The sequence below is a fragment of the Agrobacterium sp. T29 genome, assembly GCF_006970545.1.
In the GTDB taxonomy this organism is placed as follows: domain Bacteria; phylum Pseudomonadota; class Alphaproteobacteria; order Rhizobiales; family Rhizobiaceae; genus Agrobacterium; species Agrobacterium leguminum.
The window spans coordinates 1,560,161-1,585,140 of sequence record NZ_CP040641.1; the positions used below are offsets into that span (position 1 = coordinate 1,560,161).

General features: G+C 59.6%; 20 protein-coding genes. 8 read left to right on the forward strand and 12 right to left on the reverse strand.

What is annotated here, in order from left to right; genetic code table 11:
- Positions 1 to 86 precede the first annotated feature (86 nt).
- From FGF54_RS22255 to FGF54_RS22310, 11 genes are all read right to left on the reverse strand, one after another.
- Positions 87 to 1,220 carry an LLM class flavin-dependent oxidoreductase gene (locus FGF54_RS22255; protein WP_142781158.1) on the reverse strand — a complete coding sequence of 378 codons (1,134 nt, stop codon included), beginning with the start codon at positions 1,218 to 1,220 and terminating at the stop codon, positions 87 to 89.
- Positions 1,217 to 2,935, reverse strand: a complete 1,719-nt coding sequence (locus FGF54_RS22260; protein ID WP_142781159.1) for an ABC transporter ATP-binding protein — start codon at positions 2,933 to 2,935, stop codon at positions 1,217 to 1,219. The genes FGF54_RS22255 and FGF54_RS22260 overlap by 4 nt, the downstream gene beginning before the upstream one ends.
- The gene (locus tag FGF54_RS22265; RefSeq protein ID WP_142781160.1) at positions 2,914 to 3,759 is read right to left on the reverse strand and encodes an ABC transporter permease; all 846 of its coding nucleotides are present in this window, start codon (positions 3,757 to 3,759) and stop codon (positions 2,914 to 2,916) included. Before FGF54_RS22265 ends, FGF54_RS22260 begins: the two co-directional genes overlap by 22 nt.
- A complete protein-coding gene (locus FGF54_RS22270; protein WP_142781161.1) occupies positions 3,756 to 4,766 on the reverse strand; it encodes an ABC transporter permease in 1,011 nt (336 codons plus the stop codon). Before FGF54_RS22270 ends, FGF54_RS22265 begins: the two co-directional genes overlap by 4 nt.
- Before the next feature lie 38 nt (positions 4,767 to 4,804).
- Entirely contained in the window at positions 4,805 to 6,460 is a 1,656-nt protein-coding gene (locus tag FGF54_RS22275) for an ABC transporter substrate-binding protein (protein WP_142781162.1), read from the reverse strand.
- Between the two features lie 336 nt (positions 6,461 to 6,796).
- Positions 6,797 to 9,202, reverse strand: coding sequence for a molybdopterin guanine dinucleotide-containing S/N-oxide reductase (locus tag FGF54_RS22285; RefSeq protein WP_142781163.1), 2,406 nt, complete (start codon positions 9,200 to 9,202; stop codon positions 6,797 to 6,799).
- A gap of 38 nt (positions 9,203 to 9,240) precedes the next feature.
- Positions 9,241 to 10,617 (reverse strand): FAD-binding oxidoreductase, encoded by a 1,377-nt coding sequence (locus tag FGF54_RS22290; RefSeq protein ID WP_142781164.1) that lies wholly within the window; start codon positions 10,615 to 10,617, stop codon positions 9,241 to 9,243.
- Between the two features lie 86 nt (positions 10,618 to 10,703).
- The gene (locus tag FGF54_RS22295) at positions 10,704 to 11,306 is read right to left on the reverse strand and encodes a 2-hydroxychromene-2-carboxylate isomerase (protein WP_142781165.1); all 603 of its coding nucleotides are present in this window, start codon (positions 11,304 to 11,306) and stop codon (positions 10,704 to 10,706) included.
- Between the two features lie 12 nt (positions 11,307 to 11,318).
- Positions 11,319 to 11,888 (reverse strand): TetR/AcrR family transcriptional regulator, encoded by a 570-nt coding sequence (locus FGF54_RS22300; RefSeq protein ID WP_142781166.1) that lies wholly within the window; start codon positions 11,886 to 11,888, stop codon positions 11,319 to 11,321.
- 49 nt (positions 11,889 to 11,937) lie between these two features.
- Complete coding sequence (locus FGF54_RS22305) at positions 11,938 to 12,966, reverse strand: ketopantoate reductase family protein (RefSeq protein WP_142781167.1); 1,029 nt, start codon at positions 12,964 to 12,966, stop codon at positions 11,938 to 11,940.
- 307 nt (positions 12,967 to 13,273) lie between these two features.
- Positions 13,274 to 14,116 (reverse strand): NADPH-dependent oxidoreductase, encoded by an 843-nt coding sequence (locus FGF54_RS22310; RefSeq protein ID WP_142781168.1) that lies wholly within the window; start codon positions 14,114 to 14,116, stop codon positions 13,274 to 13,276.
- 397 nt (positions 14,117 to 14,513) lie between these two features.
- Here FGF54_RS22310 and FGF54_RS22315 point away from each other — a divergent pair, with 397 nt between their 5' ends.
- Together FGF54_RS22315 and FGF54_RS22320 are read left to right on the forward strand one after the other, a co-directional pair.
- Entirely contained in the window at positions 14,514 to 16,121 is a 1,608-nt protein-coding gene (locus tag FGF54_RS22315; protein WP_142781169.1) for an ABC transporter substrate-binding protein, read from the forward strand.
- Between the two features lie 41 nt (positions 16,122 to 16,162).
- Positions 16,163 to 17,254, forward strand: a complete 1,092-nt coding sequence (locus FGF54_RS22320) for a rhodanese-like domain-containing protein (protein WP_142781170.1) — start codon at positions 16,163 to 16,165, stop codon at positions 17,252 to 17,254.
- A gap of 59 nt (positions 17,255 to 17,313) precedes the next feature.
- On the opposite strand, the gene FGF54_RS22325 is transcribed toward FGF54_RS22320, so the two are convergent.
- Entirely contained in the window at positions 17,314 to 18,564 is a 1,251-nt protein-coding gene (locus FGF54_RS22325) for an MFS transporter (RefSeq protein ID WP_142781171.1), read from the reverse strand.
- 91 nt (positions 18,565 to 18,655) lie between these two features.
- Between FGF54_RS22325 and FGF54_RS22330 the strand changes: the two genes are divergently transcribed.
- The 6 genes from FGF54_RS22330 (at position 18,656) to FGF54_RS22355 (ending at position 24,958) form a co-directional block, all read left to right on the forward strand.
- A complete protein-coding gene (locus tag FGF54_RS22330) occupies positions 18,656 to 19,513 on the forward strand; it encodes a LysR family transcriptional regulator (RefSeq protein WP_142781172.1) in 858 nt (285 codons plus the stop codon).
- A 92-nt stretch (positions 19,514 to 19,605) separates the two neighbouring features.
- The gene (locus tag FGF54_RS22335; RefSeq protein ID WP_020812378.1) at positions 19,606 to 20,313 is read left to right on the forward strand and encodes a GntR family transcriptional regulator; all 708 of its coding nucleotides are present in this window, start codon (positions 19,606 to 19,608) and stop codon (positions 20,311 to 20,313) included.
- A 310-nt stretch (positions 20,314 to 20,623) separates the two neighbouring features.
- The gene (locus tag FGF54_RS22340; protein ID WP_246667017.1) at positions 20,624 to 21,946 is read left to right on the forward strand and encodes an ABC transporter substrate-binding protein; all 1,323 of its coding nucleotides are present in this window, start codon (positions 20,624 to 20,626) and stop codon (positions 21,944 to 21,946) included.
- A 195-nt stretch (positions 21,947 to 22,141) separates the two neighbouring features.
- Complete coding sequence (locus FGF54_RS22345) at positions 22,142 to 23,035, forward strand: carbohydrate ABC transporter permease (RefSeq protein WP_142781174.1); 894 nt, start codon at positions 22,142 to 22,144, stop codon at positions 23,033 to 23,035.
- Positions 23,036 to 23,052: 17 nt separating this feature from the next.
- A complete protein-coding gene (locus tag FGF54_RS22350) occupies positions 23,053 to 23,886 on the forward strand; it encodes a carbohydrate ABC transporter permease (RefSeq protein WP_142781175.1) in 834 nt (277 codons plus the stop codon).
- Between the two features lie 4 nt (positions 23,887 to 23,890).
- Positions 23,891 to 24,958 carry an ABC transporter ATP-binding protein gene (locus FGF54_RS22355; RefSeq protein WP_142781176.1) on the forward strand — a complete coding sequence of 356 codons (1,068 nt, stop codon included), beginning with the start codon at positions 23,891 to 23,893 and terminating at the stop codon, positions 24,956 to 24,958.
- Positions 24,959 to 24,980 lie beyond the last annotated feature (22 nt).

Below are 24,980 nucleotides of genomic sequence, written 5' to 3' on the forward strand. Positions count from 1 at the left end.
GTGTCGGGTAAAAGCTAAAGCCGGCATGGCATATGAGGAAGACAGGTCTTTCTATTTCTATGGAAAATGTAGAAAATATTGCCTGACTATGCTGGCGGTCTAGAACTCGGCATTGCCGCCTGTTCCGGCCCTTGGTGATCGGAAGCGGGTTTCCACCCAAGAGAGGGGGCGACCGTTGTCGCAAGATCGGTAAGCAATCTAATGTTTTCGGACAGTCCGAAAGCGGGAGGCAGAAACAGGACGAGTTCATCTGCGGCTGCCAGTCCGGGGTCGCTCAACACCGCCTCTATGACCGCATCCGGTGCACCCTGAAAGACCGGAGAAATCAGCGCGCCAACCGGCTGGCCGGCCGGAGCCAGCGCACCCTTCGGGCGTGAGGCGGCAATTCCCGCCGTGCGGCGCTCAAGATCGTAGGCCGCGTATTTCTCTTGCAGCTCCGGGGTGGTGCCGACCAGAACGGAAGCCGCAACGGCAACCGGTGGCGGCGTCGTTTTCCAGATGCGCAGCCAATGGGTGCGATAGGCTTCAATGATCCGCGCCTGATACTGACCGAAAGTCTCGCCTTCGGCCTGATCGTGAAGGACGGTTCCTGAAATCAGGCCGATCCCGAGTTCGGCAGCCTGTATCGCTGAATCGAGGCTGGCGGAGCCTTGGCGGATACGGCTGCGCAGGGTGGGGCTATGTGGCGTTACCCGCAACTCGGCTCCCGCAGGCGCGCCCGTGTCCCGCTCCGTAACGATGTGCAGAACATCGCCGGCAATGGCGGCGAGGAAACGCGACTGGCGCCGCTTTGCCTCTGTCCGGGCATCGGTGTCGACGGTTCCGAAAACGGCGTCGAAGGCGCCGTTGGCCCCGGTTGAAATGGCGAGCTCAAGCCGGCCGTCGATCAAAAGATCGGTCGTTCCCGCCGCCTCGGCCAAAAGGATCGGGTCCTGATAACGCATCGGGATGACGGCGGAGCCAAGTGTGATGTGCCGCGTATGCTGACCGACTGCCGCAAAGAAAGGTAACGGGGAAGAAAGATAATGGTCGAAGTGACGCTGATAGGCCCAGCCTGACTGATAACCCAGCCTTTCCGCCTGCCTGAACAATTCTATGCCCTGCCGCAGCCCCTGTGCCGGACCGTCATCGTCGTTGAACGACACCCGCGTATTGAAGCCAAGCCGCTGTTTCGGTCGAAACAACCCGGGAAGGTCGCGGGAAGCTGCTGCAATATTCATGCGAGTTGCTCCTTGCGCAGAGCGTGCCGGACCGCGGGAGCGCGAACCGTGCCGGCAATGCCCGACGGGATGGAGTTCAGCAGCGACGCTGTATATTCGTGTCTCGGATTGCTGAAAATCTCGGTGACGGCTCCATGCTCGACGATGCGTCCCCGCTGCATCACCGAAACGCTGTGCGCAAGTTGCCGGACCAGGGCGAGGTCATGCGAAACGAAAACATAGGTCAGGCCGAGCTTGGCCTGCAGCGACAGCAGAACCTCGACGATATCCGCCTGAACGCTGACATCGAGAGCGGATGTGGGTTCGTCCAGCACGATCACATCCGGTTTGAGGACCAGCGAACGGGCGATTGCCACACGCTGGCGCTGCCCGCCAGAGAGGGCCGACGGTTTGCGCTCCAGGAGGTGCTCGCTCAAGCCGACATTCGCAAGAGCTTCCCGTACCCGCTCGGAGCGCTCTTTCGGCGTCCCGATCTCGAATCGGTCGAGTGGTTCACGCACAAGCTGCCCCACCTTCCATGTCGGGTCGAGTGACGTGAACGGGTTCTGGTAAACCAGCTGAAGATGCCGCCAGACGGAACGGAGCGAAGCCCGGCTTTTGCTCGTGACGGTCTCGTCGGCAACCGTGATCGTGCCGCTTTCCGGCTCTTCGAGCCCCAGCAGCAGGCGGATCGTCGTCGTCTTGCCGGAGCCGGATTCGCCGACGAGGGCATGGGTTGTGCCCGCCGGCACCGTAAACGAAATATCGTCCACCGCCGTCAGGGTTTTGCCATCGACGGTGAAGCGCTTGGTGACGCCGCTGACGGCGATCTTTGGCGATTTGTCGCTCTCGAGAAGGCTGAACCCCGGATCGCGGAATTTGGCATAACGCTTCGGGTTGAGCGCGGGCACGTCGCCATGGAGCTTTTTGGCATAGGGTGAGGAGGGGGAGGAAAAAACGGCCGACGTCCTGCCTGCTTCCTGCACGACGCCGTTCTGCAGCACGACGAGATTGTCTGCTCTTTCCGCCGCTATTGCGAGATCGTGGGTAATCAGAAGCAGGCTGATGTTCAGCTCATCCCGCAGGCGGGAGAGAAGATCGAGAATGCGCTTCTGGATCGTTACGTCGAGTGCCGAGGTCGGCTCGTCCGCCACCAGCAGTGCAGGGCGCGGCAATATTGCGAGCGCGATCAGCACGCGCTGCAACATCCCGCCGGACAGTTGATGTGGATAGGAATCGTAGACCCGTTGCGGATTGTCGAGACCCACCTTGGCGAATGTTTCGAGAATAAGTGTCTTGCGGATCGAAGGGTTGGTCTCTTCCGTCAGCGCTGCGGCCTCCAGCGCCTGCGAGCCGATTGTTCTCACGGGATTGAGAGAGTTGCCCGGATCCTGCGGCACGAAGCCGATTTCACGGCCGCGAAACGGCCTGAAACGCCGTTCCGGCAATGCCAGAATGTTCTGCCTGTCGAAAACGACCTGACCCGTGGCGTTCGCACCGTTGGGAAGAAGCCGCAGCACGGCTTTTGCGATTGTCGATTTTCCAGAACCGGATTCCCCGATGAGGGCAAGGCTTTCGCCGCGCCCGATTTCGAAACCGACATTATGGACGACCTCCTGCCGCCCGTAGGCAACGGCAAGATTTTCGACCGCGAGGAGGGGCGTCGCGTGTTGTGGAGACGCTGCCACGAACTCGGAAAGGATTGGCGCTGTTTTCAGTGCGATTTGCGAAGCCATCGGCTGATCCTGTTGACAGAGAGGACGGTCACGATCGTAACGAACGCGGGCGCATATACGAGCCAGGGCCATTTGAGATAGTCCTTGCCGATTGAAATCAGCAGGCCCCAGTCGTAGGAAGGCGGAGGGTCGCCGTAGCCGAGGAAGGCGAGGCTGGCGATCACCAGAATGGACTCGCCGAATTGCAGCACGGCAAGCGGCAGCATCGAGCGGGATGCGTTTGGAAGGACGTGTCTCAAAACGATGTAGCGGCGCGAGCCCCCCAGCAGAAAGGACGCCTCCACGAAGGTCGCCTGACGGGTCTTGATGACCTCGGAGCGAGCCACGCGGGCGAAAAAGGCGATGGCCGATATGCCTGTCGCAATCGCAGCATTGATCGTTTCGAAGCCGATGGCCGTGACGATGATGACCGCGAGCAGGAACTTCGGGATGGACAGCAGCACGTCGACAAAACGCGCAAAGACGATATCCACCCAGCCGCCGAAAAATCCGGCGAGCAAACCGATCACCCCGCCGATGAAGACACCGATGACGACAGCGACCAGGGCGCTCGATACGGATGACGCTGTGCCATAAACGACCCGTGTATAGAGATCGCGCCCCAGATGATCGGTGCCGAACCAGTGCGCAAAACTTGGCGCAAGAAGCTTGTCGGCCGGAACGCCGTTGATCGGGCTCTGGCTGGTGAACAGTTGCGGCGCAATCGACCAGGCGACGACGATGGCGATGACGAGGAGGGAAAGGGCGACGGTTGCAGTGATGTTGAGAGCTCTCAGCTTCTCGAACGGATTGCTGCCGGAGACCGGGCTGGAGATAAGGCTCATGGCTTGGCCCCCGTTTCAAGGCCAAGCGGCGTGTCGTCGACGGTTGCCAGGCGACGTTTTCGGCCAACGATAATTTTCACCCGCGGATCGAGCAGCGGATAGAGAAGATCGGCGATGAGGTTGACGACGACGAAGACCACGGCTCCCAGCGAGACGATGGCCTGCAGGACGGGCAGATCCTGCGTGCTGACGGAGCGCTGTACGAGACTGCCGATGCCGGTGCGGCCGAACACGGTTTCCGTGATCAGCGAGTTGCCCAGAAGTTCGCCCACGGTAAGGGCGATAACGGTCACCACCGGCAGCGACGCGGGCTTGAGCAGATGTGTCGTGAAAAGCCTTCTCGGCCCGATGCCGCGGCTGCGGGCAACCGCCGCGTAATCCTGCTCCGCTTCATGATCGAGATTGGCGATCAGGACTTCCGCGATCTGCGCGGAAAACGGTATGCCGATGGTGATCGCCGCAAACAGTGTCGCCCAGAAGCTGTCGGGCTCGATGACCCGGAACAGCCTGAGCTGAAAACCGAAGAGATGGATCAGAAACAGGCCGATGACGAAATTGGGTGTCGACAGGAACAGCGAGGGGAAGGCCCGCAGCAATCCTTGCCCATATCGTTTCGGTAGGACCTGCGTGCCATAGGCAACGGCGAAGGCGAGGATCAAGGCGACCGTCAGCCCGGCGGAGGCCAGAACCAGCGTCGATGGCAGCACCTCGGCAATCAGGGTCGCGACGGGTCGATTGGAGCGCATGGAAATGCCGAGGTCGCCCGTCAGGAATGCCGACAGGGAGTGCCAGAGCTGCACGATGATCGGCCTGTCCAGCCCCTGTGCAGCAATGATTTCGCCGATCTCCTGTTCCGTAAAGCCGTTCTGCGGGTTACGCAGAACGCTGGTGATCGGGTCGCCGGGCAGGACGCTGACGACCACGAAGGTGAAGACATAGGCCAGAAGGATGACGACGATCGCCTGGCCGAGCCGCTTTCCGGCGTAGGTTAGGTAGGCATTGCTCATGCCGTCACCTCCTTGACGTTACTTGGTGGGTGCTGGCGTCATTCGGCAATGAACGCTGTGTAATAGCTGGCGTAAGCGACACCGTTATAGACTTCGCCCTTCAGCTTCGGCGATTGCACGTAAATGCGCTGAACGATTTGCGTGCGTGGTATGAAGTAGCCCTGTTCCAGCAGGTATTTCTGCAGGCTGTCCAGAAGCGGCTTTCGGTCTTCGACGGAGCCTGCGCCGGCGATTTTGTCGCGCAGATCGTTGAGCGTCGCATCGCGCTCATCGAGCGCAAACCAGTTCTCGCCATTGTTGGCGTTGGTCAGGATGCTGGCCACCGTGCCGGCGTCGATGAAGCTGCGCGTGACTTCATATGCGGGAACTGCGGCGCCGCCGAATTTGACCTTCTCGCCGTAGGTCACGACATCATAAGCCCTGATGTTGACCTTCCATCCGAGCCTGCCGAGCTGCTGGGCAATCAGCTCATCGACGGATTTGGAAGTTGCCAGATAAGGATTGGAATGGATCGTCAATTCCAGCGGCTTGCCGTCTTTCACCCGAATGCCGTCCGCGCCCTTGACCCATCCGGCTTCGTCCAGAAGTTTCTCCGCCTTGTCCGGGTTATAGGCGAGGAGATCGCTGTGATCCGTAGCGCCGGGGACGTTGCTCTGGATGAACGACGTCGCAAGCTTCCAGTCCTGCGTATAGACGGTGTCGATGATTTCCTGACGGTTGATGCCTGCCTGCAGTGCCTGACGTACCTTCACGTCATCATAGGGTTGAAGCTTGGTGTTGACCGCCCAGCCGTTGACGAAGCCGAGATAACGCGGGGTCGCAACAGTGAAGCCTTCTTCCTTGAGCGATTTCAGCTCCTGGGGCGAGGCATTGTAGGCGACGTCCGCCTGACCGGACTGAACGGAGGCGACGCGAAGGGATGGCTCCGAAACCAGCTTGTAGGTGATGGTATCGAGATAGGCGGGTCCGGTATGGCCGACTGCGGCGGGGCCCCAATTATAGTCCTTGCGCTTGACGAGAGTGACATGGTCGCCCTCTTTCCAGGACTCCACCACATAAGGTCCGCTGCCGGCGGTCTTGCTGAGGTCGGCCTGCTGGCTGGCAGGCTGCGCGATGCTCTTGGGAGAGATCAGGATGGAGCCGTGATAGCCAAGGGTTGGAATGAAACCGAGCGTGGGCTTCTTGAAGAATACCTTGACCGTCGTGGCATCGACCGCTTCGGCGTGATCGTAGGTCTTGGGGAAGAGGCCGATCGGGTTGATCCCCTCGCTCTTGCGGCCGGCATACCAGATGTCGAGATTGGCGACGACGGCCTTCGCATCAAGGGGTTCGCCATCCGAGAAAGTCACCCCGCTCTTCAAGTGAAGGGTGAATTCCGTTGCGGTGTCGTTCTGCTCCCAGCGTTCGGCGATCCATGGGCTGACTTTACCTTCCGCATCGACGTAAAGCAGCTTATCCGTCACATGCCCCCAGATGTGGCCCTGGAAACTGGAGATGGCGCTGTTGTTTGGGATCCAGGTGTCGCCCAGTGAATCGATCAGAAAGGTGATGTCACCGCCATCGCGCGGCGTATCCGCCGCCACTGCGCTCAGAGGTGCCGCTGTCGATAAAAACAGCGAGGCGGAGACTGCCAGAGAGGCCGTGAAAAGCAGCCGGCGACGCGACAGGGAGAATGAGAAAGAACGTCTTGTCATGATATGATCCTGAAAAATTCAAAGTTTTTTCGTTGCAATTTCGGCATCTCCTGCGGACGCACATGCGGCCGCCGTTATTTGCAGCAGGCATGTCAAACCGTTGCCGCGTCGGCCTTTCAGCCGAGCGGGAGAATGCTTGAATTCATTGGGCGGTCGGCTTGGGCGTCGCGAGGGTTAGCGAGCGGCTCGTGCGAGTTCGCTTGGCTGAGGAGCGCGCCCGCTTCTACATATTCCAGTCATGACGCGGTCCCTCGTTGCGTGTTTATCTTGCCCATAAACTAGCAGCCGGGCGTGAGGGAGAAAGACTGGTTATTCTTTTTCTATCGATTTAGTGAATTATTTTATCGCTATTTTGCCGACTGTTTGGATTGGCGTTTCAGACGCCCTTGAATTGCCGTCTCGCTCCGGTAATCGATGATGGCCTGGCGACGAAGACGCTTTGTCACGCGGCGTAAATGTCATGGCTTCGAAAACCCTGACGGGCGGCAAGTCGCCGGTGAAAAGCTCAATCTCCACCTTCGCGATCTGGCCGGTCGAACCCTGCGACAGTTTCGAAGTGCCGATGTCTCGGGTCAGGATATTGGGATTGCCATGGATGCAGATGGAATTGTCCACCGCAGCATCCTGTGGCTCGAACCATGCGCCGGTGGCAAGCTGCATCACGCCCGGCATGACGTCTTCACTGACGACAGCGCCAGCGAGACAGCTGCCGCGCGCATTAAAAAGCCTGACGACGTCGCCGTCAGATATTCCACGGGCAGAAGCGTCGGTCGGATGGATGCGGACAGGTTCCCGATCCCTGATCTTGGTCGAACGGCTGAAATCGCCATAGTCCAGCTGGCTGTGCAGACGTTGATACGGCTGATTGCAGACGAGATGCAAGGGATGGAGGCGGGCGTCATCGGGCGTCTCCATTCTTGGTGGATACCAGCGCGGATGACCTTTGCAGTCATCATATCCGAAGCCCTCGACAGTCTCTGAAAAGATTTCGATCTTTCCTGACGGCGTCGCCAGCGGCTTCGTTCCGGGGTCCTGAAGAAAAGCGCGCGCCGGGCCACCGTCGTCTGGCTTGACTGGAAGGAGCAGTTCTCCCCGCTTCCAGAAGGTCTCAAAGTCCGGTGCGTCGTGGCCACCGGCCGCAAGCGCCTGACGGGTCGTTTCGTACAGGAAGGCGAGCCATTCTCCGCTGCTGCGATTTTCGGTAAAGGCATCGAACCTGCCAAGTTCCCGCGCAATCCCGGCGAATATCTCATAATCGTCGCGTGCCTCGCCGACGGGTTCGATCAGCCGCTTCATGGCGATCATCAGGGGATCGCGATCGGCAGCGCCGATGTCGTCACGCTCAAGCGTGGTCGTGGCGGGCAGCACGATGTCGGCATGTCGCGCGGTGGAGGTCCAGGCGGACTCGTGGACGATGATCGTTTCGGGACGCCTGAAAGCGGCCCGCAGCCGGTTGATATCCTGATGATGATGAAATGGATTGCCGCCCGCCCAATAGACAACCCGGATATCGGGATAGCGAAGCGCGTGCCCGTTGTAATGGAACTCGGCACCGGGATTGAGCAGCATATCGGCGATGCGTGCACAGGGAATATAGTCCGGCACGGGGTTCTTGAATTGCTGGAGCGTTGGCAAAGGAACGGCGAGCAGGTTCTTGCCGATGTTACCCAACGCGCCGAGGGAATAGGAAAATCCGCTGCCGTCCAATCCGATCTGGCCGAGCATGGCGGCAAGGACAATGCCCATCCACACCGGCTGTTCGCCATAATCGGCCCGCTGAAGCGAGTGGCTGACCGTGATCAGCGTTCTCGAACCGGCCATCCTGCGCGCCAGCTTGCGGATCGTCTCCGGGGCGACGTTGCAGATCGCGGCCGCCCATTCCGGGCTTTTGTGCTGGCCGTCCTCCCTGCCAAGAAGATAGTTTTCGAACCGGTCATATCCGACCGTATAACGCTCCAGAAACGTCCGGTCGTGCAGCTCTTCGGTGACGAGGACGTGCGCAAGCCCGAGCATCATCGCCACGTCCGTACCGGGAATAATGGGAAGCCACTCGGCACCCGCATCAGCGGGAAAATCGTCTGCCAACGGGCTGACGAATGTGAAATGCGCACCGCGAGCGCTCGCGCCGGCCAGTTTCTGCCGAACGGTGTGCGTGCTGATCCCTCCGCCGTGGACATCGGCATTCTTGATCGCCATTCCACCGAAGGCAAGCACCAGCTCGCTGCTGCGTTCGATCGCATCCCAGGTCACGCTTTTGCGGTCGAAGCTGTCATACGGTCCAAGCACATGGGGGATTATGACCATGGCTGCGCCGGAACTATAGGTGTTGACGGACCGGACATATCCGCCAAGGACATTCAAGAAGCGGTGAATCTGGCTTTGTGCGTGATGAAACCGGCCGGCGCTCGACCAGCCATAAGAGCCGCCGAATACCGCGCTCGGGCCATGACGGTCATAGACCCGTCTCAGCTCATCCGCGACCAGCTTCGTAGCTTCGGCCCAGCTGACCTCGACGAAATCGTCAGCGCCGCGTCGCTGCGCGTGGCCGGTCTCGCGTTCAAGCCAGCCCCGCCGAACGGCAGGCCGTTTGATACGAACGGGGCTGTCGGCAATCGCCGGAAGATTGCCCAGCAGCGGTGATGGATGCGGGTCACCGGGATGGGGCTCTATCTCCAGTCGCCCATTTGCAAGCCGCCCGGAGAATGCCCCCCAGTGGGAACTGTGAGTTTTGAAGGAATTCATCGCATGGCCTCACGATCATCGACTGCAAAGTGGCAATTCTAGTTCGGCAGGATTTTCCCCGGATTCATGATACCGGCAGGATCGACCGCATGTTTGATGAGCGCCATCAGATCGACCGCGTCGCCATGTTCCTCGCGCAGATAAGCGATCTTCCCGGTGCCGACGCCATGTTCTCCGGTCGAGGTGCCGCCGACAGACAGCGCATATCGCACCATCTTCTTGTTGATGGCCGCCACTTCGCCGAGTTCCTCCGCATTGCCGGGGTCGACCGCGAAGACGACATGATAATTGCCGTCGCCGACATGGCCGAGGATAGCCGCCGGCACGTTGCAATCCTTTAGAAGTTCGCGTGTCTTCAATATGCAGTTGCTGAGCTGCGAGACCGGAACACAGACATCCGATGACCAGCCTTTGGCGTTTGGCCTCTGTGACACGACGGCATAAAACGCATTATGCCTCGCTTTCCAGAGACGGTTGCGCTCTTCAGGCGCATTGGCCCACTCGAAATCCTTGCCGCCATGTTCCTCCACGATGGCGGATACCATGTCGACCTGCTCCTGAACGCCGGCGGGCGAGCCATGAAACTCGAAAGCCAACGTATCCTCGATCTTCAGGTCCAGCCCGGAATAGGTGTTGACGGCCCTGATCAGGCCACGGTCCATAAGCTCAATGCGGGCGACCGGGATGCCAAGCTGCACGACCTGAATGGCAGCCGCCACCGCCTGTTCGACGCTCTCGAAAGAGCAGAGTGCGGCCGAGATGGTTTCCGGAATTCCGTAGAGACGCAGCGTTACTTCGGTGATGATCCCCAGCGTTCCTTCCGAGCCCACGAACAGCCGCGTCAGGTCATATCCGGCGGAAGATTTTCTGGCGCGGCCGCCGGTTCTGATAATCTGACCGGTCGGCAGCACCACGGTCAGCCCGAGCACGTTTTCCCGCATCGTTCCGTAGCGGACGGCATTGGTGCCCGAAGCGCGGGTTGCGGCCATGCCGCCAATCGAGGCGTTCGCGCCGGGATCGATGGGAAAGAACAATCCCATGTCGCGCAGATATGTGTTCAACTGCTCCCGGGTTACGCCAGCCTCAACCGTGCAATCCAGATCGTCAATGCTGATACGGGCTATCTTCGACATGCGTGAAAGGTCGATGGAGACCCCGCCATTGACAGCCGTCAAATGTCCCTCAAGCGAAGTGCCGGCGCCGAAAGCGATGACGGGCACCCCCTCCGCCGCACATAGCCGCACGATCTCGGATACCTCCGACGTGGTTTCGGCGAAAGCGACCGCATCGGGAAACGCGGCTGCATGATGCGCTTCGCCGCGCCCATGCTGCTCGCGCAGTGTCAGTGACGTTGAAAGACGCTCCCCGAGGAGGTTCCGCAACGATTGGATGAGAGGAGGTGAGAGGTCAGGCATAAGAAAATTCCATGGGAATCTGCATTGAAGGCGAAGCGCTTTGCCCGGCAGATCGCCAGTACTGTCTCCGCCGTCTGGCGGCGGTATCAGGCGGCGAGCTTTGCGCCCCTCAGATGACGCTCAAGGAACGGAAGGCTGTCCTGCCCCCAGTAGAGCTCATCCTGATAGCGATAGGTCGGCACCCCGAACACACCGGCTGTCTTCGCCGCTTCGAAGCTGGCCTTTTGCAATGCTGCAACCGCATCGCTTTGGCCGTGCTCATCGAGGGCTGCAGCATCAAAGCCTGCGGCTGTCGCAATCGCCCGGCGGACGTCCGCCTTGCCGATGTCTTCACCGCGAACCCAGAAGGCTTCCTGAAGCGCAACTGCCAGCTTCAGCCAGTCCTCGCCGGTTTCGACGGCCGCGGCCACCATCAGGCCTGCCGGTGCGGGATCCGAGAGCGCGGCGCGATTGTCGAAATTCAGCACTTTTCCGCGCAATGCCGCCCAGCGCTTCAGATCCCTGATCCAGTAGGCGCGTCTGGCCTCCGGCCGGTTTCGCGAATAAATGCCGCCATTTTCCTCGATCAGCGGAATGACATGGGGGCGGATCGTGGCGCCCTGTTCTTTCGCCAGCGCAGCAAACGGTTCAAGACCGATGAAGGCCCAGGGAGAGCCGATGCTGAAAAAATAATCGATCGTCTTTGTCATTGTCTGCTGCTTTCAGTTGGGTTGATCGGTGGAGGCGGCCGTGTCGAAGACGGAGAGCGCACAGTCACGCGCAGTCAGCACTGCTTTGGGGTCGCGCCCGACGGCGACGGTCGCTAAGGCCCCTTCGTAGAGAAGCGAAAGATGGGCGGCGGCAATCTCCACGGTGCTGCCGGCTCTTACCAGAACAGCGGCAAACACGTCCCTGACCTTCGCCTTATGGGCACGCGCAACGACCACGACGCGCTCGGATTCGCCATGTTCCGCAACCGCAAGAGCGAAGGCGCAGCCGCGAAAATCCGGGCTGTCGGCCTTTTCGTGGAGCTGCTCGAAGATCAACCGGATCTGCTCCTTCGGAGCCATGTCCGCATCCAGCACTTTCTGAAGCGAATGGATCACGCGCTCATGACGCGCTTCCAGATAGGCCGCAACGAGGTGATCCTTCGACGGGAAATGCCGATAGAGCGTCGCTTTCGCAACATTCGCTTCCTCGATGATCCGATCTATGCCGACAGCCCGGATGCCCTCGCGATAGAAGAGCGTGCCAGCGGCGGCGAGGATATGGTCTGATATGGCTTCTCGCATTATCGTTTCACACTGTCGTTTGATAAATCGCACTGCTACAGGCCGCCGGTCATGAAGAAGCGGCGGGATTGGCATGTGCCGTCCGGTCCGGGGCGGCGATGAGAGACGTGATCGCATCGAGTGGCAGCGGCTTTGAAAACCCGCCCTGATGCGCCAGTTTTCCGGCAAGCGTTTGAACGGCTTCGTTATAGGGCGTCGGAACATTGTGAATCCGGCCCAGCAGAACGATTTCGCCGTTGAGGAAATCCACTTCGCTCGAGGCTCCGCGCCTGAAACTCTGCCAGGTCGATTGCTGGCCCGGATGAATTCCGCTGTTCGGCGCAACCCGCCAGTTCGAAATGTCGACGGTTCGCTCGGAGGGCGAGGCAAGGGTGTAGCCTGCCGCGTCCAGCACATGGCGGGCCTCATCCACCAGAGCCGCACTGATCCTGTCGTTCAGATCGGCCGGACCGTCGAAAAGTTCGAGGACGTTGCGAACGTTGTGAAGGAGCTTTGCGGCCTTCCAGCGGCGGATATCGTCGCTTGCCTCGGCAAGATATCCTGCCCTGTTGAGGTCCGCCGTGACCTGCGCGGTCACGTCATCCTGTCCGAGCGGGAAGCGCCCGACTGTCACGATGCCCAATTGCGGCTCGCCGCCCACCACCACCTTGCCGGTTTCGGTGAACCGCGCCGGTGTCAGAATGCTTGCACCATAGACCCGGGCAAATGTTCTCAGGGCATTCGCTTCTGTCGCCAGTCCGTTTTGAAAAGTGACGATAGGCAGATTTGCCGCTGCCGGTGTCGTCGCGTTCGAGACGCTTTGCCAGGACCAGAAGGCGAGCGCGCTTACGGCATCCTGAGCTTTCACCGTGAGCAGGAGGATATCGTCCGGCGTCAATTCCGGAAGATCCGTCAGGTCGAAAACCTTCAGATCGATCTGCCGCGTCTCCGCCGGGCGCTGGAAGGTGAGGCCGTGCTGCCTGATATGGCTTATTTGGGCGCCCCGCCCGAAAAGCGCATAATCAATGCCGGAAAGTGCGAACTGCGCTGCAAGGCTCGCGCCCACCGCGCCGGCGCCAATGATAACGTAACGTGGCATCTGTCGTTTCTCGTCCTGTCTTTTACGCTCCGGATTTTCCGGAGGATTTCGGTTATTGACTGGTTCGGCGGTCTGTGCGGGCGGCGATTGAGGACGGTGGCGGGATGCGGTTCAGAAGCAGTCTGGAACGGATCGTAAGGCCTTCGAGAGGCATAAAGGAAGACCGGTCATTCTATATCTACTAATTTTATAGAAAATCAGTTCCCGAAATCGGCGATTTCGGGAGAGATTGCGCTGCCCCGGCCGGCGGTTCGCATTGCCGAGCCGGAGGCGCCTCTGCGTTTAATACCGTCAGCCGCAACGGAGTTTATTTGATGCCGAAACCGAGGCGACGCAATGTCTGGCTCAGTTCCGCGCGGCCCTTCAGCGCGGCGGCGTTCTCCACACGCTGTGCGATGGGCGCCGTCCAGCCGTTTTGCGGCAGGCCCTGTTTTTCCTGAAACACCTTCAAGATTTCATCGTAAGAATTGAGATCGTCGCGTGCCGGTTCCGAATAGGTTTCATGAAACAGAATGGATGATTGCGACAGGCGCGGTTTGACATCGGTTTTCACCGCCGGGTCGGGATAGCCGACCGTCAGGCCAAAGACGGCAACCGTCTCGGGGGGAAGGTTCAGTTCGCGCGACACGTCTTCCGGTCTGTTGCGGATACCGCCCACATAGCAGGAGCCAAGGCCGAGTGAATCTATTGCGGCAACAGCATTCTGCGCTGCCAGCGCCGCATCGATGGCACCGATCAGGAAGCTTTCCAGATAATCCAGCCCTTCGCCCTTGTTGCCCTGGTTTGAAGCGACCGTGCGCAGCCGCTTCAGGTCGATAAGCCAGATGAGGAAAACAGGTGCATCCTTTATATGGGCGTTGCCGCCCGTGAAGCCCGCCAGACGTGCCTTGCGCTCCTTGTCCTGAACCGCCACCACGCTCCACGCCTGAAGATTGGACGATGTGGGTGCAGATTGTGCGGCAGCGACCAGAAGTTCCAGGCTGCCCTGCGGCAGAGCTTTCGGCAGATAGGCGCGGGCGGTGCGGTGGTTCAGCAAGGCGTCAATGGTGTCATTCCAGAAAGGCGGAGAAAAATCGGCCTGCGTTCCATAGCGGGCTTCAACACGCTGCTGCGGGATTTCCAGTTTGGTAATCGGACTGGTCAGGGTCATCGCTAAGAAACTCCGTAATGCTGGTGATGGACCGCAGGGCCCATGGCGGGGATTGGAAAGCCTATGAGGTGTATCATTTGATATGCTTCACCGACCCATCTGCCGAGCAATGTCCTGCTCAATCTCGATTTTTCAGTGAAACAACATTTCCACGGGAATTCAAAACGAAACGCCAGTGCGATTTCCTCTCATTCGCCATCGGCCGCAGGGAAGCAACGAGGGTTTGGGCAAAATGGATAATTAGGCACAAATTTTGGCGCGTGTTTGCATGCGTTCTGAAATAGAATTCTGCAAGAAATGTTTTCTTTGGCGGCAAAGAAGAATTTTCTTCTTATGGAAACCCTGATTTGCCCTGATGCTTTCGTCATCGAAACGACGTTTTCAAGCGGGGATTTTCATGACGATAGGACGCCGCCAGTTCAACAGGATACTTCTTCTGGCAACGGCAGGAACGGCCCTGCCGGGTTCGCTATTCGCGACGAATGGCGACGCGGGCCGGCCCGTCTCCGGCGGCACGCTCAAGCTGCTCTATCGTGTCGATCCCGGCAACGCGCTTTTCGCCATCAACACCTCATCGGGGACCGGACAGGCAATCGGCCCGAAGATCGTTGAAGGACTTCTGACATTCGATTTCGACCTCAAGCCGCAGCCGCTGCTGGCAACGGAATGGTCCGTTTCGGACGACCATCTTCGTTACACGTTCAAACTTCGCCCAAATGTGAAATGGCACGATGGTCGGGATTTCACCTCGGAAGACGTCGCGTTTTCGATTTTCCGTCTGAAGGAAGCCCATCCGCGCGGTCGTATCACCTATCAGAACGTCGAGGCGGTGGAGACGCCGGATCCCCTGACCGCCATTATCGTGCTGTCCAAACCGGCGCCATTTCTGATTGCCGCGCAATCGAGTTCGGAATCGCCGATCGTGCCCAAGCATATTTTCGAAAAGCTGAAACCAGCTGATGGCCAGACTTTGCAGACCGCGATTGGCACCGGCCCTTTCAGGCTGACGGAGTGGACGCCGGGCAGCCATCTGATCTTCGAACGAAATCCCGACTATTGGGATGCCGGCAAACCTTATCTCGATCGCATCATCCTGCGCATCATCACCGACCCGGCCGCGCGGGCGGTGGCGCTGGAAACGGGAGAAGTGGATATTGGCGACAACCCGGTGCCGCTGGCGGATCTCGAGCGATTGAAGCAGAACCCCGATCTCGTTCTGGATACGAACACCTATGCTTATGCGGGCCCGCAGCAGCAGCTGTTTTTCAATTACGATAATGAAATCTTCCGCAAGAAAGACGTCCGCCTGGCCATTGCGAAGGCGATCAATCTCGATGAAATCGTCAATGTGGCGCTCTTCGGTTATGCGCAGGTATCGCCGAGCCCCGTCAGCACCGCCCTGCCGAACTGGTATGATGCGTCCGTCAAGGCCCATGCCTATGATCCCCGGGAAGCGGAAAAATTGCTCGATGCGGCGGGATATCCCCGCAAAGACGACGGCAAGCGTTTTCCGGTGCGTTTGACCTACAATTCCTATCTGACGCCCGGCTTTGCCGATGTCCTTCGCAGCCAGCTTGAAAAGATCGGCATCGCCGTCGAAATCCGCAAATACGACCTGCCGACCTATCTGAAGACGGTCTACACGGACCGCGCCTTTGATCTGGTGGTGGAATCCCTTTCCAACACCTTCGATCCGTCGCTCGGCATCCAGCGCGCTTACTGGAGCAGGAATTTCAAGATCGGGCTGCCCTTTTCCAACGCGGCCAACTACGCCAATCCGGAGGCCGATGCGCTTCTGGAGGCGGCGGCCATCGAGCCCGATCCGAAAAAGCGCTGGGTGACCTGGAGCAGGTTCCAGCATCTCATCCATGACGACGTCGCCTCGGTCGATCTTGTCGCGGCGGGAAGCCAGATCGTGGCGCACAGGCGCGTCCGGAACTACGTCACCGGCGCGCAGGGGCTGAACTGGAGTTTCGGCGATCTATGGCTCGATCCGACCGCTTGAAACCCGATGTGAAAAACCAGAATTTGTCAGGAGGATATGCAATGTCCGTAAATGCCGTAACCAAAGACCGTCTCATCGAGTGGCTGACAGATGGCAGGGAACTTGCCGTTCTCGACATTCGCCCCGCAGACGAGGTGGGGTATGCTTCTCCATTGTTTGCGACCAACCTTCCGGCCGAAAGGCTGGATGCGGAAATCGACCGCTTCATTCCGCGTCCCGTCGTGCGGACCGTTCTGGTGGACGATGGCAAGGGAAGCGCAGAGCAGGCGGCGGAACGGCTGGCCGCCAGAGGCTGGAGCGATATCCATTTTCTGCGCGGAGGAATTCCGGCATGGATCGACGGCGGCGTCGACGCCCTGCCGACATTCGATATTCCCGGCGTTCCTTTCGTTCAGAAGGTCCGGGGTGAAAAGAACACGCCCGTGGTTTTCGCCCGTGAACTGAAGGCGTGGCAGGAAGCCGGCGAAGATGTTGTCGTCATCGACACCCGCACCATAGCGGAATATGAAAAGGCGCATGTGCCGGGCGCCATCGGCGTACCCGGAGCCGAGCTTCTGCTGCGGTTTTCCGACCTCGTGCCATCACCCAAAACACGGGTTGTCGTCTCCTGCGCGGGCCTTCCCCGCGCGATCCTCGGCGCGCAGACCTTGATCGATGCCGGTGTTGAAAACGATGTCAGCTATTTGCACGATGGCACGCGCGGCTGGACCGATGACGGGTTTGAGCTGGAAACGGGGCGCTCGCAGATATATCCGTCCGCCAGCGACGACGCGAAAAATATCGCGAAGGCGCGTCTGGAGGCATTTTCCCGCGATGACGGGCTGCAGTTCATCGATCGCGCCACCGCCGAGACATGGCTGCGGGACACGGCGCGAACGACCTATTTTCTCGACGTGAGAACACCGGAAGAATTCGCGGCCTCCCACCTTAAAGGTTCGATTTCTTCGGAAGGCGGCCAGCTTCTCGGTGTCGCCTATCGCACCATTGCCGTGCGCGGCGCCCGGGTCATTCTGGTGGATGACCTGCTGGGCGCCCGCGCGAGGGTCGTTGCCCATTGGCTGAAACGCCGGGGCTTTGAAATCGCTCTTCACGTTCACGACTTCGAGCAGGGTGCCGAGGCGGCAGCCGCATAGGTTTTCCTGAAGGCTACCGGCACTTTTACGTCTGCGATTGCCGCCGCGCCTATCCCGTTTCATGAAGAGCCGATCTGAGCTTTCGGCAGGCGCGGCGATGAGATTGTGAGGGGCAGTGCTGTTACGACCACCGGCACGATCAGTGCGAACCATGCTGCTCCGTAGCCGAGATGATCGACCAGAAGGCCGAATATATAGGGGCCGATTGCCATGACACCCAGGCAGATCGTGGAAGCGAAGGCAATCGTAGACGCTATCGACCCTTTCGGTGCGCTTTCGGCGATCTGCAGAAGATAAAGTGGAAACCACCCGATCCCGAATATTCCCAGCACGACAAGCACGACGAGGATAATCGGCGTCGGAACGCCGATGGGCAGTGCCGCGAGGATTGCGGCAGCGCCTGCGGCAATGACGGATACCAGGCCGAAGGATTGCGTGCGAAGGCCGGGCCGGAAGCGGTCGCTGAGCCATGGCAGCAAAATCCGGCCAGGAATGCCCGCAAGCTGCGTTGCGGCAAACATGGACGATGCGGCAAAAAGGCCAAGCCCCAATCCATCCGCCATGAAGCCTATGACGTGTGCGGTGAGGGTGAATTGAAATGCCGACATGGCGATACCAAGCCGTAATACGGGCCAGAAGCTCGGATTCTGTCCGACCTCGCGGGCGAGTCTTGCCAGGGGAAGCGGGCGCTCGGTTTTGGCGGTCACATCGCCTCCCTCGCGATAGAGACCCCAGAAGAGCGCGGCGCCCATGATGGAAACACCGGCGCAGAGCCATGCTGCCGCATGCCATCCGTAACGAACCGCCATGAACGGGAGGAGGGCGGCCGCGATCATCGTTCCGAAAGGAACCGCAGCCTGCCGAAACCCTGTCGCTATGCCGCGTTTGGCAGGCGGGAACCAGCGCATGATCGCCCGTGTGCCGCCCGGTTGCACAGCGGCATAGGTGCCGCCCAGAAACGCGATGCACAAAAGCAGCGCCGGCAGGCTGTTTGCGAATGACGCCGCGCAGGCCATCGCAAGCGCCATGCCGAGCATGGCAATGCCGACGATGCGGCGCTCGCCGTGAATATCGATGGCGCGGCCGAGCGTGAACATCGTCACGATCTGCACACCGTTCATGACCGTCACGGCCAGTGATGCGGATGCGAGGGAGATGCCGAATGCTTCCCGCCAGAAGGGCACGAGGATGTAAATCCCCTGCGATACGAACGAGCCGGCGGTTTGCGTTGCGACGGCGACGGCAAGGACTGCCCAAATCCGGCGGTCGGCGGCGGGCGTGGGCGAGGTCGAGGAAATCTGTGAAGACACGAAAAGCTCCTATCGAGAGTTTTCGTGCAATAGCGCTCGCGAGGACCCGATAGAATTGGGGGCTTGCGCATTTCAGCGATAACAGCTTGTTATGCAAAACATGCGCTCATTGGATCCCGAGGCCGTCGAGGCTTTTCTTCTCGTTGCCGAATTGCAGTCGTTCACACGGGTTGCAGGCGTGATGAACACGTCACAGGCCGCGATATCGCTGCGCCTGCGCAGGCTTGAGGACATGCTGGGGCATCGCCTTGTCGAACGGACGCCGCGCCGCGTGCGTTTGACGGCCGCCGGCGAACGTTTTCTGGAGCCCGCGCGGGCTTATGTCGCGGCGGGCCGCCGTGCGCTCGATGTCTTTGGGCAGGAGCCGACCCGTCTCGCGATCGGTTTCACGCATCATTTGATCGGGGCCGATTTGCCTCGGATACTCCGGGTGATCAGCGAGCGTGAGACGAGCGTTACGCTTCATCTGCGCACGGCCGGCACCAGGACCCTGCTTGAACTCTACGATGCCGGCGCGCTCGATGCGATCGTCGTGTTGCGGCATGACGACATTCGCCGCGATGGCGAGTTGCTGTTTCAGGAAAGTTTCGGATGGTACTGCAGCGCGGATTTCGATCTGTCTTCGAACCTGCCGGTGCCGCTGGTGCTTCAACCGGAGCCCTGCAATTTGCGAGCCATGGCCCTTCGGGCGCTGGAGGCGGCAGACATTGCCTGGCGTGAGGTGTTCGTCGGAACCGGGGCAACGGCGGTGGGAGCGGCTGCCGAAGCCGGGATCGGCGTCGCACTGCTGGCGCGAAGTGTAGCGCCTGCCGGTCTGCGGGAGGTGAGGGAAGGCCTGCTCCCACAGCTTTCAAAACTGGACGTGGTGATGATTTCCGCGGTCACCGGCGATCATGCGAACGCCGTGCTGCGACGGATCACGCGGGCATTTCAGTCCCCTCGAATTTGAATTGCCTATTTTCGAATTTCATCTTCGACCGTGATTGAATCTCATTGGTAACCTTACTAACATGTTAGATACATGCATTGGAGGTTCGCTCATTGGTAGAGAAAAAGAAAAAGGATGGCCGTAGCCTGAGAAATGCGGAGGGGCACGTCAATCAGAGAGACCGCGCCTATTCCAGTTTCACGGAGCACCTTCTTTCCCGCCAGCTTCGCCCCGGACAATTTGTTTCGCAGCGGCAATTGGTCGAGCTTACCCAGTTGCCGCTTGCGGCGATCCGTGAGCTGATCCCGCGCCTTGAGGCCGAAGGGCTGCTGGTGACGGTTCCGCAGCGTGGTATGCAGATTGCCCAGGTCGATCTCAATCTGGTGCAGGATGCATTTCAGGTCAGGCTGTTTCTGGAAAAGGAGGCGGTCCAGATATTCGCGAGGCTGGTTAGCGATGAGACGCTGGAGGCCATCCGGCAGGAACATCTGGATATCATCGATGCCTGCAATGCCGAGCCGGACGCCAATCACGTCTCCAGAGCCCTTGTGGACAGGGCGCAGGAGCTGGATTCCCGATTTCACCACGGGATGATCGATTCCCTGCAGAATTCGATCCTCACCAATATCTACCGTGTGAACGCCATAAAAATCCGGCTGATCCGCCAGGCGCATACGCAGCTCAATCCTCCGCTCGTCCTGCCCACGATGTACGATCACCTGAACCTTCTCGATGCGATTGCCTCACGCGATCCGGCCGCTGCCGCCGCCGCGATGGAGCAGCATATTCACAATGCCAAAAACCGTGCGATCGCGCGGTAGCCGCCCTTCTGGCGGGCCTTTCGGGCTGTTTCCCTATGCTTGGGGCAGCCACGCCAGAGTATGACGTCCAATGAAACCGCTGGCGAATGCATAAAGGCGCCGCAGGTGGAATGTCACTATCAATCAAGGTAACATGTTAGCTATTGCGGCAGTGAAATTTTCCTGCTAGCTTCCGTCTGTCTTGAGGGAGGAGATGCGGTCGCGCAGCAAATCCGCGCCGACCGGGAGGGAGAGGTATGCGCCCGCATTCTCATCCGGGGGCGATACGTCATTGAGGAAAATAACCGAGATTTGGGAGGATATGATTGACATGAAATTTTTCAGAAACAGTCTGGCGGCGGCGTCAAAAGTGGCAGCCCTTGCATCATGTGTCGTTTTTACCGGTTCGATTGCGGGAGCCGCCGATTTCAACTGGCGCTCACAGGAAGGCCAGACAATAAATGTTCTGTTCACGAACCATCCCTGGCCGAATGCCATCAAGGATATGACCAGTGAATTCACGGAAAAGACCGGCATCAAGGTCCGCGTCGAGATTCTCAACGAGGACCCGATCCGCGCGCGTCTGTCGACGCTCATGCAGGCCAGGTCATCCGATGTCGATGCCTTCATTTCGCTGAAAATCCGTGAGGGCGCGGTCTACAACAAGGCTGGCTGGTATGCCGATCTCAACCCATTGCTGAAGGATGCAAGCCTGACCTCGCCGGATTTCAATTTCGAGGATTTCGGCGAGGGGCTGCGCAAGAACGAGATTTTTGATGGCAAGCTGACCGGGGTGCCGATCAATGTCGAAGGCCCGCTGTTCTACTGGCGCAAGGATATCTTCGCCAAGTGCAATGTTCCTGAACCGCAATATCTCGAAGACATTCCCGCCGCCGCAAAAACAATTTCGGAATGCGACAAGTCGGTCAACGCCTGGACGGCGCGCGGCGTGCGCAATGCGATACCCTATCCGATGGCGTCTTTCGTCTTCAATCTTGGCGGCGACTTCAAGTCCGCGGACAAGACCAAGCCGGGCCTGTGCCAGGAAAAGACCATAGCCGGCCTGCAGATGTATGGCGATCTTCTGAAAACCTATGGCGCTGTCGGTGCTTCCAACCATTCCTTCCCGCAGGTCGTCGAGCTTCTCGGTCAGGGCAAGGTCGCCATGACGCATGAGTCCTCCAACGAATTCTCCAATATCGCCAAATTCCCCGGCCGCGCTGAAGATCTTGCCATCAAGGTGCTGCCGCCCGGCAAGGAAACCGGCATTTCCAAGCCCGTCGCCTTCGGTTGGGGTCTGTCGATGTCGAATTTCTCCAAACGCAAGGAGGCCACCTGGCTGTTCATGCAATGGGCCACGTCGCCGGAGATCGAGGCCCGTCTCATTCAGGCCGGTGTCGCGCCGCCACGCAGCTCGGTCTTTGACGGTGCGGATATGAAAAAATTCACCGACGAATTGCCGATCCGCAAGAGCTGGGCCGACGCCATCAGGCAGATCAGCAAAACCGGCACCGGCGACTACGCATCGCCGACCGACAAGGTGCCGCAGACCCGCGAGATCATCGGCAAGGTGGTTCAGGATTACCTGCTCGGCAACAATACGATCAAGGATGGCGCCTGCGAGGCGGACAAGGCCCTGCTCGCCCTGCAATAATTCGCCGGCTTCAGGAATTCCTCCCGGGAAATCCGGTTCCGTGCTGCAAAGTCCGGAGCCGGATCCCCGGCGGGAAATATTGCTCTCCCCAATCGTTGCGCAGGCCGCCGGTCAGTTTCACGGCGTGCGACCTGGCGCGGCTTGGGGCAAGCAATTGCAGACACAAATATCATTTTCATGAGGGATCCCCGTGTGATGACCGCTCCGATGCCTTCCCGCATCTCCGGCCCCGGCCAGACCGTTCTTTCCTTTCGCTGGATGATGGCGCCCGCCGTGGCATTCGTCGGCTTGATGATCGTTTTCCCCATTCTTTATGCGATCTGGATTTCGCTGCGCGAAAACTCGCTCGGCATGGACGACCGTTTCGTCGGTCTTGCGAATTATCTCGAGCTGCTTTCCGACGGGGAATTTCACAACGCCTTCATTCTGACATGGGTGCTTTATGGACTTGCGCTCGCCATGCAGATGGTGATCGGCACCTGGCTTGGTTTTACCCTCAATCGGGTGCGTAGCGCGCGCAATCTCGTTCGCACGGTGGCTGTCATGCCCTTCATGATGCCGCCGGTGGTCGTGGGCATGATGGCGATCGTCATTCTCGATCCGGCCGTCGGCGTTGCGAACTGGCTGCTCGGGCAGGTGGGGATTGGCCCAAGCCTCTGGCTCGCCGATCCCAAGTGGGTCCTTCTGACGGTTGCCGCCGTCGACACCTGGCAATGGTCGCCACTGATCGGACTTCTGGTTCTGGGCGGCCTTCAGTCGCTGCCGACGAAGGTGTTCGAGGCGGCGGAGATCGATGGCGTGATCGGCTGGAAGAGGCTCGTTCACATCACCCTGCCGTTGCTTGCGCCGACGCTTCTGTCCGCCGCGATCCTGCGGTCGGTCGATCTGCTGCGTTTCTTCGACGTGATCTACATCACCACGCGCGGCGGGCCGGGCAATGCGTCGACCACGCTCAATATCTATGCCTACCAGCAGGGTTTCGAGTTTTCCCGTTTCGGCTACGCCTCGGCCGGCATGATCACGCTCGCGGCCGTCGTCATGGTCACCGTCGTCGCCTTTTCCCGGCTGCGACAGGCCGTCACCTGGTAAATCGAGGAGGAATTTTCATGCACGAACACGAGGCATATCAGCCTTCCCTTGCCGAAAGACTGCGCGGCGGCCTGAGCACCGCCATTCTGGTCGTCGCCGCGATCACCCCGATCCTCTGGATGATCCTGTCGTCCTTCAAGGATCGTTACGAGGTGACGAAGCTGCCGCCGAGCCTCTTTTTCACGCCCACGCTGGACAATTACCGGCAGCTTTTCGAGCGCACGGAGTTTCTGTCCAATACGCTGAATTCGCTCATCGTTTCCACTGGCGCAACATTGCTCGGCATACTGCTCGCATTTCCGGCGGCCTTTGCCGTCTCCTGGCACCGCACCACATGGCCCGCGACACTGGCGCTGTTTTCACGCATGGCGCCGGGCACGCTGTTCCTGCTGCCCTGGTTCATCATCTTTTCCGAACTCGGGCTTGTCGGTTCATACACGGTGTTGATCCTGACCCATGCCGTCATCGCCATGCCGGTCGCCCTGTGGACGATGCTGCCCTATTTCGACGCCATGCCGCGCGAACTGGTGGAAGCCGCCCAGATGGACGGTTGCCGTCCGCTGTCGGTGCTCTGGCGCATCGTTCTTCCGGTGGTCATGCCTGGTGTGGTGGTGTCATCCATTCTCTGCTTCATCTTCACCTGGAACTATTTCCTGTTCGCTCTGGCGCTCTCCGGCTTCGACACCAAGACCGCCATCGTCGCGTCGTTCAATTTCATCGGCGAGGGCGTCACCAACTGGGGCGCGCTGATGGCCGCCGCAACCATGATCGCTCTTCCGCCGCTCATTCTTACCCTGCTCGTCCAGCGCCGCCTTGTCGCGGGCCTGTCCGCAGGGGCAGTCAAAGGATAATTCCATGGCCACTCTTTCCATTCAGAACGTCGTCAAGGCTTACGGCGCGCACCGTGTCATCCATGGCCTCTCCTTTGATATTGTCGATGGCGAATTCATTGTCTTCGTCGGTCCTTCCGGCTGCGGAAAATCGACGCTGCTGCGCATGATTGCCGGCCTGGAGAATTTTCAGGAGGGTTCGATCTCCATTGACGGAACGGTCGTCAACAGGCTTCGTCCGTGGGAGCGGGATGTGGCGATGGTGTTTCAGGAATATGCGCTTTATCCGCATATGACCGTGGAAAAGAACATCGGCTTTGCCCTGCGGATGAACGGTGTGCCGGAGGCGCAGGTGAAGCAGCGCGTCGAAGACGTGTCGCGCACCCTGCAGCTTACCCATCTGCTGAAGCGACGCCCGCGCGAACTTTCCGGTGGCCAGCGCCAGCGTGTGGCGATGGGGCGCGCCATGGTGCGCGGACCGAAGGTTTTTCTCTTCGATGAGCCGCTATCCAATCTCGACGCCCAGCTGCGTGTCGATCTGCGTGCGGAAATCAAGCAGCTCCACCAGCGGCTCGGCAGCACCATGATCTATGTCACCCACGATCAGGTGGAAGCCATGACCATGGCCGACCGTATCGTCGTGCTGAAGGACGGTCACATCCAGCAGATCGGTGCGCCGCAGGAGCTTTACCGCAACCCGAGAACCCGCTTCGTCGCCGGTTTTATCGGGGCGCCGGCCATGAATTTCCTGCCCGTGCAGCTTTCGAAGGGGGTCGCAACCCTGCCGGATGGCACGCGCATCCCCGTTTCGGTCGAACGCCGGGATTATGAAGGTGCTGCGGAACTCGGCGTGCGGCCAGAACATCTTTCGCTGGATTCGGCCCATCGGGCTTCGTTGTCCGCCACGATTTCCGGTCCCGTTCAACTGATCGAACCATTGGGGGCCGACACGCTCGCCTTGCTGGATATTGCCGGCAACCGGCTGAATTGCCGCCTGCCGGGCGATATGGCGCCTGCGCCGGGCGAAATCCTGACCGTGAGTTTCGATCCCGATCGCTGCGTTCTGTTCGATCAGGCCGGTGCACGTATTTAATTCCGATTTTCCGAGAGACACT

What these genes read in the sequence shown, in the direction of transcription:
- FGF54_RS22255 (WP_142781158.1), bottom strand. Translation starts at nt 1,220, where the DNA reads ATGAATATTGCAGCAGCTTCCCGCGACCTTCCCGGGTTGTTTCGACCG.
- FGF54_RS22260 (WP_142781159.1), bottom strand. Translation starts at nt 2,935, where the DNA reads ATGGCTTCGCAAATCGCACTGAAAACAGCGCCAATCCTTTCCGAGTTC.
- FGF54_RS22265 (WP_142781160.1), bottom strand. Translation starts at nt 3,759, where the DNA reads ATGAGCCTTATCTCCAGCCCGGTCTCCGGCAGCAATCCGTTCGAGAAG.
- FGF54_RS22270 (WP_142781161.1), bottom strand. Translation starts at nt 4,766, where the DNA reads ATGAGCAATGCCTACCTAACCTACGCCGGAAAGCGGCTCGGCCAGGCG.
- FGF54_RS22275 (WP_142781162.1), bottom strand. Translation starts at nt 6,460, where the DNA reads ATGACAAGACGTTCTTTCTCATTCTCCCTGTCGCGTCGCCGGCTGCTT.
- FGF54_RS22285 (WP_142781163.1), bottom strand. Translation starts at nt 9,202, where the DNA reads ATGAATTCCTTCAAAACTCACAGTTCCCACTGGGGGGCATTCTCCGGG.
- FGF54_RS22290 (WP_142781164.1), bottom strand. Translation starts at nt 10,617, where the DNA reads ATGCCTGACCTCTCACCTCCTCTCATCCAATCGTTGCGGAACCTCCTC.
- FGF54_RS22295 (WP_142781165.1), bottom strand. Translation starts at nt 11,306, where the DNA reads ATGACAAAGACGATCGATTATTTTTTCAGCATCGGCTCTCCCTGGGCC.
- FGF54_RS22300 (WP_142781166.1), bottom strand. Translation starts at nt 11,888, where the DNA reads ATGCGAGAAGCCATATCAGACCATATCCTCGCCGCCGCTGGCACGCTC.
- FGF54_RS22305 (WP_142781167.1), bottom strand. Translation starts at nt 12,966, where the DNA reads ATGCCACGTTACGTTATCATTGGCGCCGGCGCGGTGGGCGCGAGCCTT.
- FGF54_RS22310 (WP_142781168.1), bottom strand. Translation starts at nt 14,116, where the DNA reads ATGACCCTGACCAGTCCGATTACCAAACTGGAAATCCCGCAGCAGCGT.
- FGF54_RS22315 (WP_142781169.1), top strand. Translation starts at nt 14,514, where the DNA reads ATGACGATAGGACGCCGCCAGTTCAACAGGATACTTCTTCTGGCAACG.
- FGF54_RS22320 (WP_142781170.1), top strand. Translation starts at nt 16,163, where the DNA reads ATGTCCGTAAATGCCGTAACCAAAGACCGTCTCATCGAGTGGCTGACA.
- FGF54_RS22330 (WP_142781172.1), top strand. Translation starts at nt 18,656, where the DNA reads ATGCAAAACATGCGCTCATTGGATCCCGAGGCCGTCGAGGCTTTTCTT.
- FGF54_RS22340 (WP_246667017.1), top strand. Translation starts at nt 20,624, where the DNA reads ATGAAATTTTTCAGAAACAGTCTGGCGGCGGCGTCAAAAGTGGCAGCC.
- FGF54_RS22345 (WP_142781174.1), top strand. Translation starts at nt 22,142, where the DNA reads ATGACCGCTCCGATGCCTTCCCGCATCTCCGGCCCCGGCCAGACCGTT.
- FGF54_RS22350 (WP_142781175.1), top strand. Translation starts at nt 23,053, where the DNA reads ATGCACGAACACGAGGCATATCAGCCTTCCCTTGCCGAAAGACTGCGC.
- FGF54_RS22355 (WP_142781176.1), top strand. Translation starts at nt 23,891, where the DNA reads ATGGCCACTCTTTCCATTCAGAACGTCGTCAAGGCTTACGGCGCGCAC.